The following is a 13,515-nucleotide window of genomic DNA, read 5'->3' as shown; positions in this document are numbered from 1 at the left end:
GGTTCTCGGTGCCTGAAGGAGCGATGTCAGGACTGGGTGGCGAGTTCTTCGAGGTGATCCATCAATGTCTGCGGCTTGAGCACCAGCACGTCGCTTTCCACCGCGTCGAGCACCACCTCCGCCGTATTGCCGATCAACGCCCCGGAAAGCCCGGTACGCGCCACGGTGCCGATGATGGTCACGGCCGCTTGCCATTTATGCGCCGCGAAGGGAATCAACACATCCGCCGGCCCTTCTTCGATATGCAGGTGTGCGTCATCCACGTCGAATTCGGCCTGGAAGGCTTTGCATTGCTCGCGATAACGCGCCGCGATGGTTTCCCTGAGCTGGAAGGTCGGGTCCGCCGCCGACAGCATCGGCGATGGATGCGCGCTGATGACGTGCAACTGCGCCTTGGCCAGGCTCGCGATATCGAAACCGTGGTCGATGATGGCGTTATGCAGCGCGCGGTGTTCGCTGTCGGTATTGCCCACGTCGATGGCCGCCAGAATCACCCGTTCGGCCCAGGGCGTAGCGGTCTTGACCAGCAGCACGGGCGTTGGGCAGTAGCGCAGCAGTTTCCAGTCCGCCGGGGCCAGCAGGGCCTTTTTCAACGGGCTGTCGGGAACGTGCTGCTTGATCACCAGCCCGCAGCCCTCCGCCTGCTGCACCTCGATGATGGTTTCATGCAGGCTGTCGTTCCACGCCTGTTCGGTGGAAACGCTATACCCATCCTCCTGCAGACCGGACTTGAGCAGGCTCAGCAGCGCCGAATGCTCATGCTTCCTGTCACACACCAGCAGATGCAAGTGCGCGCCGGTGACCCCGGCGATCAGCCTGGCGCGCTTGAGGGCCAGGCTTTCGGAATGCTCGGGCTCGATGACCACCAGGATGCTGCGGATGGCTTGCATGGTCGGATCTCCAGGAAGGGGCCTGGAACAACTATAGTTGCTGCTGGCCTGGTGTCATCTTGATGTACATCAAGGCCCATGGCTGGCGGTCTGCAGCGGGGTCGGTATAATCGGCGGCCTTTTGTGATCCTTTGCCCGTGAGCCCGATGATCCTGCCCGAAATCCACGAATTCCTCGGCTGCCGCACCCCTGATGCCTGGGTGCAGGCCGCGCTGGCCGATCAGGACACCCTGCTGATCGATCACAAGAACTGCGAATTCAAAGCCGCCAGCACCGCCCTGAGCCTGATCGCCAAGTACCACGGCCACGTCGACCTGATCAATATGATGTCGCGCCTGGCCCGTGAAGAACTGGTGCATCATGAGCAGGTCATGCGCCTGATCAAGAAACGCAAGGTCGAGCTGCGTCAATTGTCCGCCGGCCGCTACGCCTCGGGCTTGCGCAAGGTGGTGCGCAACCATGAGCCGGTCAAACTGGTGGACACCCTGGTGGTGGGTGCCTTCATCGAAGCGCGCAGTTGCGAGCGTTTCGAAGCGCTGGTGCCGCATTTGGATGAAGAACTCGGCAAGTTCTACTTCGGTTTGCTCAAAAGCGAAGCACGGCACTTCCAGGGCTACCTGAAATTGGCGTACCAGTACGGTGACGCCAAGGACATCGCCCAGGTGATCGAGCGGGTGAGGGCGGCCGAGCAGGCACTGATCGAGTCACCCGACGTCGAGTTCCGCTTTCACAGTGGCGTGCCAGCCTGAGGCCACCGCCACGCCGATCAGGGCGCTGATTGCGCTCAGCAGCAGGATGACCGTTTGCGTGCCGAAGGGTGCGGCCAGCACGGCAATCATCAGGCCCGCCAAGGGCTGGGCCAGATTGTTGAGCAAGGTGATCACGCCCACTGTCTTGCCGAAATCCTGCACCGGTATGACCCGCTGACGCATGCTGCGCATGTACACGTTGAACATCTTGTCGAACCCGCTCACCAGCAGGAAGCCCACGGCGTACGCCCACAGGCCGGGGCTGATGGCGGTGATCAGCGCGCCGATGGCAATCATCGAATACGACAGCCCGCCGAGCACCTTCAGCGCCAGGGTCGAACGCGCCAGGTAAAACAGAATCACCAGGGTCACCACCGCGCTGGCGGCCTGCAGCAGGGCGTAGGCGTCTTTGTCGGCCGCGTATTGCCCGGCGACCATCGCCGCCGATGTGGCCAGCGTGACCCCGACAATCAGGTTCACACCCACCGCCAGGGTAATGATGCGTTTCAACGCCATCCGGTTGCGGATGTGGCCGAAGGCGGTACGCAAGGGTTGCAGCCAGATACCTGCGGGTTGTTCGTGGAGGGGCAGGTCCACCGTGGTGTTGCGCTGCCAGACCCGCATCGCCAGGTCCGCCAGCACAAACAGCGCGGCGATTGCCAGCACCACCCAGGGCCACTGCCAGACTTCCAGCATCAACGCCGCCACCAAAGGCCCGAGTACCAGGCCGCTCTGGTCGGCGATCTGTGAATAGGACAAGGTCTTGGCGTAGGTGTAGTGTTGGAAGATATGCGGCATCACCACTTCCCGCGCCATGATGCCCTGGGTGGTCAATACCCCGCACACCGCAGACAGGATCACCAGCCAATGGATACCGTCGAACAGCCCGTACAGTGCAACCGCCATCGCGCAGGCCAGGGCCCGATACACTTGACTGACATGCAGGATGCGCACCGGGGAAAACCGGTCGCACAAGGCCCCGCATACGGGGAATGCCAGGTAGCGCGGCAGCGATTCGACGAAGAACGCCAGGCCTGCCCACGACACACTCCGGGTCGTCTGGAACACCACCAGCGGCACGATGAACAACAGGATCTGGTCCGCCAGCCGCGACAGGAACATCGAAACGAAGAACGCCAGGTAATCCCTGCGCATATGACTCCCTGTAAGTGGCGTAAAAGATTGCAGGCTATTTGTTAAAAACTCTTAAAAGCATGAAGCTTGCCGGCACGGTACACGGGCGCTGCTCTTCTCGACCAGCTTGCCACCTATAATGCCGGCCTTTCAATCTGCGTTCGTACACTGGGAACTTATGGAAAACCTGGGTCTGGGCAAGGTCCTGCTCGTTGAGGACGACGAGAGGCTGGCAGGGCTGATCGCGCATTTTCTGTCGCAACACGGTTTCGAGGTGCGGGTGGTGCACCGGGGCGACCTGGCCTTGGCGGCGTTTATGGCGTTCAAGCCGAAAATGGTCGTGCTCGACTTGATGCTGCCGGGCCAGAGCGGGTTGCATGTGTGCCGCGAGATTCGCAGTGTGTCGGATACGCCCATCGTGATCCTGACGGCCAGGGAAGATGATCTGGACCATATCCTCGGCCTTGAGTCCGGCGCTGACGATTACGTGATCAAGCCGATCAAGCCACCGGTGCTGCTCGCCCGTTTGCGCGCGTTGCAACGGCGCCAGGCGCCCGAGCCCGTGGTGCGCGGCGCCCTGGCGTTTGGCCGGTTGTCGATCGATCGCAGTTGTCGGGTGGTCAGGCTGGGCGATGAGCAGATCGACCTCACCACCATGGAGTTCGAGTTGCTGTGGCTGCTGGCGAGCAACGCCGGAACCACCCTTTCGCGCGACGACATTCTCAACCGTATGCGCGGTATTGCCTTCGATGGCCTGAATCGCAGCGTCGACGTGTATATCAGCAAACTGCGCGGCAAGCTCAATGACAATCCGCGTGAGCCGGTGTGCATCAAGACCATCTGGGGCAAGGGTTACCTGTTCAATGCGTTCGCGTGGGAGGTTTAGGTGCTGCGCCTGTACCTGCGCCTCTATGTGATCCTCGCGCTCGGCCTGGCCGGGGCAATCTGGCTGGTCAATTACGGCCTGGACGCGTACATGCCCGAGTCCAACGAGATCTATAACCGAGAGGCCTTGCGGGGTCCGGCGTGGGCCCTGGTGGAGCAACTGCGGCCGGTGCAGGGCGCGGCGCGCCAGGTACGCCTGGATGAGCTGCAACCGCATTATGGCCTGCGCCTGAAACTGGTGCAGCGTGGCGCCCAGCACCTGAGCGAGCGTGAACAGAGGCTGCTGGCCAATGATCAGGTGGTGGTGCGCGAGGACTTCATGAAGTTTCTCGCGCCTATCGACGACGGCGCGCAATTGCTTGAGATCCGACTGCCGGAAGAGCCCAAGTGGCTGTACCTGTGGGCCTATGGCTTGCTCGGCGTGAGCCTGGCTATCGTCCTGTACTTCTGGGTGCGCCCGCACTGGCGCGACCTGGAGCACATCCGCCTGGCGGCGCAGCGCTTCGGCGACAACGACCTCGGCTCGCGCATCCTGCTGCCGCGCCGCTCTACCGTGCGCGCACTGGCCGGGCACTTCAATCAGATGGCCGAGCGCATCGAGAGCCTGATCGCCAACCAGCGCGAGCTGACCAACGCGGTGTCCCACGAACTGCGCACGCCGATTGCGCGCTTGTCCTTTGAACTGGATCAGCTCAAGCAGCAGGCCGATCCACGCCAAAGCCGCCAGTTGATCGCCGATATGTACGCCGACCTTGGCGAGCTGGAAGAGATGGTCTCCGAACTGCTGACCTACGCCAGCCTGGAGCGCGGCGCGACCCAGGTTACCCGCGAAAATATCGAGGCCCAGAGCTGGCTGGACAGCGTGATCGGCAGCGTGACGCTGGAGGCCGAGGCGGCGGGCGTGCAATTGTCGCTGCGCACCTGTGAAGTCGATGTTATTCAGATCGAACCGCGCTTCATGGCGCGGGCGCTGATCAACCTGCTGCGCAATGCGATCCGTTATGCCGATCGCCGCGTGGAAGTGTCGCTGGTGAAGTTCGGCAGCGGCTATGAAGTGCGGGTCGATGACGACGGCCCGGGCGTGCCGTTGGAGGGGCGCACCAAGATCTTCGAACCCTTCCTGCGCCTGGATACCAGCCGCGACCGCCGCACGGGCGGCTTTGGCCTGGGCCTGGCGCTGGTCAAGCGGGTCAGCCAGTGGCACGGCGGGCAGGTGCACGTGCTGGATTCGGAGTGGGGCGGGGCGTCGTTTCGGATGACGTGGGCGTATGCGGATCAGGCAAATAAAAATGCCAGTCTTTAAAGACTGGCATGTGATCAGCGTGTGAACCAGCGTGGTTGGTAGTTAACGACGCCGTTTATGATAACAGGCGGTTGGTTGACTTCAGCAATGTTGATTGGGATGGTTGCGCCATGATTTTTTTTAATATCGGGAATGACTTTATTGACGAAATCCTTTTGCACCTTTCTATCCGCGAGAAAGTCGATGGTCTTCGCGTCGGCTCCTTTATAGGCTAGCGCAGTATTCATGCGTTCGATATTTTGTTGGGTGGTCATGTAGGTTGAACCCGGATTCAGGGTCACCGTTCCTTCAAATGCCTTGACGGGTTTTCCAATTTCTTTTTGAAATAAACGCCCAAAAGCCCTGCTTTTACCTTCTGCCGAGTGACATACCAGCAACCGAACATTGTCGAAACTGGCTGGATCAACTCCCTTGCTTCGCAGTAACTTTATTAAATCTTTAGCGCTATAAAGTTTTTTATCTATGAAGACTTGTGTACCTGAGGCGAAGAGTTTGTCAACCCAATCCCGCTCGACGCCATGGGCCACGATGTTTAACCGTTTTAAATTTTTATATTCATCTGCAAAGGTATATATTTCCTTGCCGATCAACTTGAGATCTTTCATTTTTCCGCCCATCTGGATCACGTTATCGCGCCCCAACGCCGTATCCAGTGCACGCTCCCTGCGTGTAACGCCACCTCCACTTGCACCCGGCAGTGCATCATCCAGTTGCGCATGAGGTGTGTAATTCTCAAGTGGCTTGCCATAGGACCTGTTCTTCACAGGATCGAATGCATGCCACTTTCCGGTTTTTCCGTCCAGTTTTGCGGGTGCAGACAAGGTCGCACTGCCTCTTTTATAGGTGCCTTCGGCGATATCGGCACGCGAGGCAAACTTGGACAGTTCATAGCGTCCGGTCCGGGCGCGGGTCAGGTTCCTGAGTGGCCCATTGGAGGCATAAGCAGGAATATTGCGTGCGTTTTTGAACAGTTGGCCACCGAATGTTCGAGCGCTCCTGAGCTGGGTGGGCACTGAGGATAACCCCCTGACTGTTTTCGGCAAAACAAGTGTCATAAGCATGACGCCATCAAATATAAATCCGATGGTTGCTTCTTGCCAGTCGCCCTGAATCGCCTTCCGGGTCGCGTTTGCGAATGGAATGACACCCAGCAAAGTGGTGGTGTTCGTTTCGTGCTCGCCGTCTTCTTCGTCAAACTTGGTGGTGTGATGGGCGGCGGCGGTCAGGGCTTTCAAGTCGCAGTCCTGATAGGAATAACGGGTAACCAGGTTGGCGAGAAACTGGCTGCGCGGACTGTTGTAGGAGTAAGGAATAGCCGATTCTCCTGGAACCCTGGCGTGTAAATCCTGATCCCCTATCCGGGCGTCGACGAGCGGCTCGACAATCATGTTTTGGTAGGTGAATCCTGTCACCGAGTTTGTATTTTTCTCTTCCCATTCGCCTTGCAAACCAGGGTTGATGGAGCTTGGGCGTATGTAATTTTTTGCCGGATTGAATTCGTAGGTAATGGTGCGCCCTTGATGGGTTGCCTTGATCAGCAGGGGTTCCTCGATGTTGCTTTTCTGCGGTGTGGGGTAGGAAATGCTCGTGTAACTTCCGATTCCGGTAGGTGTGAATTTTTCAATCGGTCTTCTACGCAGTATTTCGAGGCGCCCGTATTCCAGCCGCTGTCTATCGGCCAAGGGCAATTGTGCAATCAGATGCTTGGTGAGGTTGGTCAATGAAGTCGTTCTGCGGCGATCGAAATCCGCCAGTTCGGTTTTGTGAATGTCTTTTATATCCGGAAGGATGCTGAGCGACTGGATCGCCGCTGTCGGGACCTTCTGCTGGTCGAACGAGTACCACGCTTGATTGTCTTTCAGGTCCTCGAGGTTCTGGGAGAGACTCAGGTCCAGCAGCGAATACGGGCCATAAGTGACGTCCCACGGCGCCGTATTCAGTGCATTACTGGTTCTATCCGCGGCTCGGGTGATGACCTTGGCGGTGAGGTCGACATTTTTAATATGCTTGCCCATCAGTTCCAACGCCTTGTCCTTCAAAAGGGGCAAGGGCGCGCTCAAGTCGGTGCTGATAGTAGTCAGCCCGGCCATTACCCCGGAGAACGTGCTGTGCGCCGCGTTCAATTGCTGGGCCGAATAGTCGCCCGTCGTGGAGGCCGGCAGGACCCCGAACATCAATGCCCAGTCGATCAATGCGTCCTGCTTGACCTCATCGAGCAGCTGTTCATCCTCGTCCGTGATGGCTTCCAGACTGCCGTAGTTTGCCACCTGGGCAAAGGTCATGTTTGCGCAACTGCCGGGGCTCTTTGCCTCGATGAAGGCTGCCGTGACTTTCAGGCTGAACCAGCTGGGCGAGCCGTAGGTCACGTAGTTGGGAATATCTTTGACCAGCAGTTCTGGCGGGGCCAACAGATAGGCGGCCGTGGGCGCCAAATCAGGGTTTGCGCGCCCGCTGGACACCAGGTGTTGCTCAAGGCCTTTGCGGATAGTCTGCAACGGCTTGCCGTAAAAGGCTTTGTCGGCCAGATCATAGCCGGCCACTTCGTTTCTCTTGGCGGGTTCCATCCAGGATGGAGAGCCCAGTCCCAGCACCATCGCTGCCAAGACCCAGTCGGAACTGTCTTTATCCTCTGCGGCCCCCATCTTCTTTTGGAGGGCGGCTTCCAACTCCCTGGCTTTGGGTGAAGCGAGAATCTCCCTCAATATTTGGCGAGGATATTGAAGCTGCTGGGAGGTGAAGTGCAGGTTTTTTGTCAGGTAATTAAAGGCCCCCCCGGTTCTATCGCTGGCGTGCGTGCCGCCGAGTCCTGGCAGCTGCAAATTGTTATAGGCGATGTGCGAGTAAACCTGCTTTTGTTCATACAGGCTCAGGGGCACCGCCCAACCCAAGGCACCTTTGAAGTTGCCATCGGGCGGGGCCAGCAGGATGTCATGCTTGAGGTGTTCAATAAGGATTTTTATCTCATCTTCCGTTTCCGGAATCTTACGGCCGCTATCGGCGATGAATTTTTCAATGCTGACGTTATCCTCGGGCGTCAACTGCGCGTCCTGGAAGTACCAGGAAGCGGGGTCGATCTGTACGTGGTTACTCTGCAGAAACTCCTTGATCCGGGCTTTTTCGATACGCTCGGCAGCCTCGGGCGTCTGCGGCTCGGCGATGAAAAGCGGCCGGGTGTCAGCGGGCTCGGGCGCGGGGCGGAGTGCCTTGCTCAGCTGCTGAAACAGTTGGTTTTTATTGTTGATATCGCCCAGCGTCCTTTGTTGCCGCTCGAGCGTCTCTTCAGATCCTCTCTCAAGCTGTGCGCTTGACAGGGAGGTATCGGGCATCGGAAACGCGCCTTCCTGTTTCAGCTCATTTGCGCGGTCCACGGCCTGCTGCCGGGTATCAGGAAAAGATTCGCCGTAAAACTTGGCGATCTCGGAAAGCGTGGCAGGACGCTCGGCGTGTGCGCTGGGCGAAGACTGGCCAGGGGCAGGCACTACGACGGAGCTGCGATCGCCTGTCAAGGTGCTCGCGGTTTGCATGATCAGCCGCCAGGAGTCCGGCATCGGCTTGCCCTGTCCAGGGCTGAACACCTGCAGTTGCGCAGGATAATGATGGGACCGGGGTTTGAGCGTCGCGGTGATGTGTTCCTGCGACCCGCCCGATTGAGGGGAGATGCGAATGGGCTTGGAACGATCAATTTTATTGAAGTCCGCCCATTGCTGAAAGTCGGGCCCTGCGAGCAGGTCATCCAGGTGCTGGCGCCATTGTCCGAACTTCGAGGCGCCAGGGACGGGTAACACCGGGGTATCGTATTTGCCTCCACTCGCGTCAACTGCCGCATTGACCAGCTCAGCCGCATACGCGGCGGCGAGTTGGCTTTCCGCTTTGTAACCTGGCGAGCGCTTGACCAGCTCAATCCACGAAGGGGTCGGGGTATCGTGCTCGGCAGGCGAAACCGCCGTGGCCGTATTCGCTGCAGCAGGTTCGGTGGATGCGGGTTGCTCGGTAGGAAGGTGTTCTGTGGGGCGTTGAGAGATAACGGGCATCGATGAACTCCGGAAAGACGACTTAGCTGCCGCACGTTTCGTACGTGCGGCAGTGCTGATCCGTCGTCGATTTCCGAAAGCACGTTCCCGCTTTGACTATTGCAAGATTTTTATCGGGCTACCCAACCCCATTCGTACAGGTTTTGTGCCAGGCGTCAGTGATCAATCGCACTCAAGATCGCATGGGCCACTTTCACCCGCTCGGCATTCGGGTAGTTCCTGTTCGCCAGGATCACCACGCCGATGTCCCTGCTGGGCACATAGGCCACGTAGGCGCCGAATCCACTGGTAGAACCGGTCTTGTTATACAACACGTTGCCGGGTTGCGCCTGTGGCGGGTTCAGCCAGTTGACCCGGTGCGGCTCCATCGCCATCGGCGTTGAGTTGCCGTCGATCAACGTTTGCACGGTGATGGGGTAGGGGTAGCGTTCCCAGCCCAGGCCCTGGGTCATGTCGCCGACCGTGTAGTAACCGGTGTGGGTGGTGGCGATCGCCTGCTGCAGTGGCTTGCTCAAGGTCTCGGGGTGCATGTTCAGCATCACGTAGCCCGCCAGGTCCTGGGTGCTGGTCTTGATACCGTAGGCTTCACTGTCCAGGGCCCCGGCGCCCACGCGCACCGGTTTTTCCTGTTTGTCGTAGCCTTGGGCATACCGGCCGAGCTGGTCGGCGGGCACGTTGATATGGGTGTTTTTCAGGCCCAGCGCCGGGAGCAGCGTCTGTTCCATGGCGACGTTGAACGGCTGGCCCAGGCTTCTGGCTGCGAGGTAGCCGAACAGGCCTATGCTCGGATTGGAGTAGAGACGCTGTGTACCGGGGCTGTAACCGGGTTGCCAGTGGGTGTAGTAACCGAGCATGGTCGCGGCGCTGTCAGCCGCCGGCGGGAATTGCAACGGCAGGCCGCCCGCTGTGTAGGTCGCCAGTTGCAACAGGCTGATGCGGTCGAACGCGCTGCCGGCCAGTTCGGCCCAGTGCTCGCTGGCGCTGTCCGACAGCTTCAGCTTGCCGCTGGCCAGGGCATAGCCGCCGAGCGTGGCGGTGAAGGTCTTGGTCACCGAGCCGACTTCGAACAGCGTGTCTTGAGTGACAGGTTGCTGGCTCTCCCTGGACGCTACGCCGTAGTTAAAGTATTGCGCCTGACCGTTCCTGACCACGGCCACCGCCAGTCCGGTAATGTGCTGCTGCTGCATGAGCGGTTTCACATGGCTGTCGACCACATTGCGCAGGTCAGCATCGGCCATGCAAGGGCCGGAGACCAGCAATAACCAGAAAATCAGGAGGTTTCGTACGCTAAGACAGGATTTTTCGTGCATGTTATTTTCGCTTCCATGTAACGGGTTGACGAATGCCGGGGGCCTGCGCGGGCGTCGCCAATCTAGGCGTTAACGGGAAGCGGTACAAACGATGATATCTTGCACGAGCCATTAGAAAAAATAGGGCCAAGCATGCTGCGCTCCCATCTCCCCCTCAATGCCCTGCGCGCTTTCGAGGCATCCGCCCGGCACCTGAGCTTCACCCGGGCTGCCATCGAGTTATGTGTGACCCAGGCGGCGGTCAGCCACCAGGTTAAAAGCCTGGAAGCGCAGCTCAATGTCACCCTGTTCAAACGCCTGCCGCGCGGGCTGATGCTCACGAGCGAAGGCGAAACCCTGCTGCCGGTGCTGCGCGAATCGTTCGACCGCATTGCCCATACGCTGGGACAGTTCGAGGCCGGGCATTACCGCGAGGTGCTGACGGTCGGCGCCGTCGGAACCTTTGCGGTGGGCTGGCTGTTGGCGCGCCTGCCGGACTTCCAAAGCCGCTACCCGTTTATCGATCTGCGCCTGTCCACGCACAACAACCGCGTCGATGTTGCCGCCGAAGGACTGGATTACGCGATCCGTTTCGGGTCCGGCGCCTGGCACGGCACCGACGCCTGCCAACTGCTGGAAGCACCGCTCAGCGTGCTCTGCGTGCCGCACCTTGCCGAACAGTTGCACACCCCGGCCGACCTGTTGAAACACACGTTGCTGCGCTCCTATCGCGCCGATGAATGGAGCCTGTGGTTCCAGGCCGCCGGGTTACCCGCAGACACTTTATTGCCGCGCAGCATTGTGTTCGATTCGTCGTTGGCAATGATGGATGCGGCGTTGCAGGGCGTCGGCGTGGCACTGGCGCCGGCGCTGATGTTTTCGCGGCAACTGGAGCGCGATGTGATTCGCCAGCCCTTCGAGGTGCAGATCAGCACCGGCAGTTACTGGCTGACGCGCCTGCAGTCACGGGCCGAAACCTCGGCCATGCTGGCGTTCAAGCAGTGGCTGGGAACACTTGTAGTAGAGCCCTGAGCGATATCGCTGAAACAAAATGAAACATTTTCGCGGGCCGATCCTCTACCGTAGCCCCGCACATGAGTCAATTCATGAAAATTCCGCGTCCGTCAGCTCGCATGCCTCACCTTACCCAACTGCGTAACTTGAAAATGGCCCGGTCGGCCCACGCCTACGTGCGTGGCAGTACGGTGCAATTTTACGAGTGGCTGCACAGTCAGTCAGGTCGCCGTCTGCCCCATGGGCCGGCGATCTGGATCTGCGGTGACTGCCATGCCGGCAACCTCGGCCCGACCGGCGACAACAATGGGCGCATCGACATGCACATCCGCGATCTCGACCAGACCGTGATCGGCAACCCCGCGCACGACCTGGTCCGCCTGGCGCTTTCGTTGGCGACCGCCGCGCGCGGGTCCGATTTGCCCGGTGTCACCACTGCGCGCATGCTCGAAGAAATGATGGTGGGCTATGCGCAGGCGTTCAAGGATAAGCCCGATGAGGCACCACCACGCCCTTCTCAAGTCAAGGCCGGGATGCGCAGCGCGGTCGAGCGCACCTGGAAGAACCTGGCCCGGGAACGCATGGACGCGGTGCGCCCTACCATTCCCCTGGGCAAGCACTTCTGGTCGCTGTCGCGTGCGGAAAAAAGCGCGTTGGCGGCGGTCTGCGCCTCCGATGACATCCAGCAACTGGTGACGTCGTTGAAGGGGCGACCCAAGGACGCCAATGTCGAATTGCTGGACTCGGCCTATTGGGTCAAGGGCTGCAGTTCGCTCGGCTTACTGCGCTATGCCGCATTGCTCGGGGTGGGCGACAAAGACGATCGGGAATATTGCCTGATCGATATCAAGGAAGCTGTGGGCGCTGCCGCTCCACGGGCGGCCCGCGCCAAAATGCCGCGCGACAATGCGCGCCGGGTGGTGGAGGGCGCTCGTCAGTTGTCGCCCGGATTGGGCGGGCGCATGCTGGCGACACGGTTCCTGGACCACGGTTTTTTCATCCGCGAACTGTTGCCCCAGGACATGAAGCTGGAGCTGGATCAATTGAGTGAAATCGACGCCATGCATGCCGCCGGTTACCTGGCCCGCGTTGTCGGTGTGGCCCACGCCCGCCAGATGGACCGAGCCACGCGCAGGGCCTGGATGGCCGTGTTGCAGGAAAATCGCTCGCGTCAGCTGGATGCGCCGTCGTGGCTCTGGACCAGCGTGGTGCAGTTGGTGGGCAGCCATGAGCAGGGCTACCTCGACCACTGCCGTCGTTACGCACTGGAACACTAGGCCAGGTATTGGCGAAACCACCCCAGGGTGCGTTCCCAGGCCAGGTTCGCCGCAGCCTCGTCATAACGTGGCGTCGAATCATTATGAAAACCGTGGTTGGCGCCCTTGTAGATATACGCCTCGTAGGTCGTGCCTGCGGCCTTCAGCGCCTGCTCGTAGGCCGGCCAACCTTCATTGATGCGCGTATCCAGCTCACCGTAATGCAGCATGATCGGCGCCTTGATGCGCGGCACGTCCCTGGCCTCGGGCTGGCGTCCGTAGAACGACACCGCTGCGCCCAGCTCCGGGTAGGCGACTGCCGCTGCGTTGGTCACGCCGCCGCCATAACAGAAGCCGGTGATGCCGACTTTGCCGGTGCTGCTGTCGTGGTGCATCAGCCATTCGATGGCGGCGAAGAAGTCGTTCATCAGCTTGGTCGGGTCGACAGTCTGCTGCAGGGCCACGCCTTTTTCATCGTTACCGGGGTAGCCGCCCACCGAGGTCAGGCCATCCGGCGCCAGGGCGATAAAGCCGGCCTTGGCCAGGCGCCGCGCGACGTCTTCGATATACGGGTTCAGGCCACGGTTTTCATGCACCACCACCACCGCAGGTAACTTGCCGACGGCCTTGGCCGGCCGCACCAGGTAGGCGCGCACCGTGCCGTTACCCTTGGCTGACGGGTAGGTGATGTAGTCGGCGACGATATCGGGATCGGTGAATTTCACCTGCTCGGCCAGCGCATAGTTGGGGCTCAGGGCTGCGAGCAGGGCCGAGGCGGTCAGGCCACCCAGGGTAAACAGTGCGGCGCGGTCGAGAAATTCGCGGCGGTTAAGCGTGCCGTGGGCGTAGCCGTCGTAGAGTTCCAGCAGTTCGGGCGCAAAGTCTTTGGCGGTGAGACGCGTCATCGGTGCAGTCCTCGATTGGCAATAGGGCGGGGGACGACACTTCTGTTTAGCAGGCCTTG

Annotated in this window: 10 protein-coding genes; 5 read left to right on the top strand and 5 right to left on the bottom strand. The window is 60.1% G+C overall.

What is annotated here, in order from left to right; translation table 11 throughout:
- Positions 1–26: 26 nt before the first annotated feature.
- The gene (locus BFQ00_RS10720; protein WP_065933505.1) at positions 27–890 is read right to left on the bottom strand and encodes a universal stress protein; all 864 of its coding nucleotides are present in this window, start codon (positions 888–890) and stop codon (positions 27–29) included.
- A 146-nt stretch (positions 891–1,036) separates the two neighbouring features.
- On the opposite strand from BFQ00_RS10720, the gene BFQ00_RS10715 reads away from it, so the two are divergent.
- Positions 1,037–1,639, top strand: coding sequence for a tRNA-(ms[2]io[6]A)-hydroxylase (locus BFQ00_RS10715; RefSeq protein ID WP_065885287.1), 603 nt, complete (start codon positions 1,037–1,039; stop codon positions 1,637–1,639).
- Here the strand turns inward: BFQ00_RS10715 and BFQ00_RS10710 are convergent.
- Complete coding sequence (locus tag BFQ00_RS10710) at positions 1,595–2,794, bottom strand: MFS transporter (RefSeq protein ID WP_065933504.1); 1,200 nt, start codon at positions 2,792–2,794, stop codon at positions 1,595–1,597. The two genes, BFQ00_RS10715 and BFQ00_RS10710, sit on opposite strands and share 45 nt — an antisense overlap.
- A gap of 157 nt (positions 2,795–2,951) precedes the next feature.
- On the opposite strand from BFQ00_RS10710, the gene BFQ00_RS10705 reads away from it, so the two are divergent.
- Together BFQ00_RS10705 and BFQ00_RS10700 are read left to right on the top strand one after the other, a co-directional pair.
- Positions 2,952–3,659 (top strand): winged helix-turn-helix domain-containing protein, encoded by a 708-nt coding sequence (locus tag BFQ00_RS10705; RefSeq protein ID WP_065933503.1) that lies wholly within the window; start codon positions 2,952–2,954, stop codon positions 3,657–3,659.
- The gene (locus tag BFQ00_RS10700; RefSeq protein ID WP_065933502.1) at positions 3,660–4,961 is read left to right on the top strand and encodes an ATP-binding protein; all 1,302 of its coding nucleotides are present in this window, start codon (positions 3,660–3,662) and stop codon (positions 4,959–4,961) included.
- Positions 4,962–4,975: 14 nt separating this feature from the next.
- Here the strand turns inward: BFQ00_RS10700 and BFQ00_RS10695 are convergent, their stop codons facing one another.
- Positions 4,976–8,992, bottom strand: coding sequence for a hypothetical protein (locus BFQ00_RS10695; protein WP_065933501.1), 4,017 nt, complete (start codon positions 8,990–8,992; stop codon positions 4,976–4,978).
- Positions 8,993–9,147: 155 nt separating this feature from the next.
- Positions 9,148–10,302, bottom strand: coding sequence for a class C beta-lactamase (gene ampC / locus BFQ00_RS10690; protein ID WP_065933500.1), 1,155 nt, complete (start codon positions 10,300–10,302; stop codon positions 9,148–9,150).
- A gap of 132 nt (positions 10,303–10,434) precedes the next feature.
- On the opposite strand from ampC, the gene BFQ00_RS10685 reads away from it, so the two are divergent.
- Together BFQ00_RS10685 and BFQ00_RS10680 are read left to right on the top strand one after the other, a co-directional pair.
- Entirely contained in the window at positions 10,435–11,313 is an 879-nt protein-coding gene (locus BFQ00_RS10685) for a LysR family transcriptional regulator (RefSeq protein ID WP_065885293.1), read from the top strand.
- A gap of 74 nt (positions 11,314–11,387) precedes the next feature.
- Entirely contained in the window at positions 11,388–12,572 is a 1,185-nt protein-coding gene (locus BFQ00_RS10680) for a DUF2252 family protein (protein WP_065933499.1), read from the top strand.
- Here the strand turns inward: BFQ00_RS10680 and yghX are convergent.
- The gene (yghX, locus tag BFQ00_RS10675; protein ID WP_065933498.1) at positions 12,569–13,456 is read right to left on the bottom strand and encodes a YghX family hydrolase; all 888 of its coding nucleotides are present in this window, start codon (positions 13,454–13,456) and stop codon (positions 12,569–12,571) included. The genes BFQ00_RS10680 and yghX overlap by 4 nt on opposite strands.
- Positions 13,457–13,515 lie beyond the last annotated feature (59 nt).

Origin of the sequence: Pseudomonas sp. 28 E 9 (assembly GCF_900004785.1) — a bacterium.
In the GTDB taxonomy this organism is placed as follows: Bacteria; Pseudomonadota; Gammaproteobacteria; order Pseudomonadales; family Pseudomonadaceae; genus Aquipseudomonas; species Aquipseudomonas orientalis_A.
This window is presented reverse-complemented; position numbering and strand designations above follow the sequence as displayed.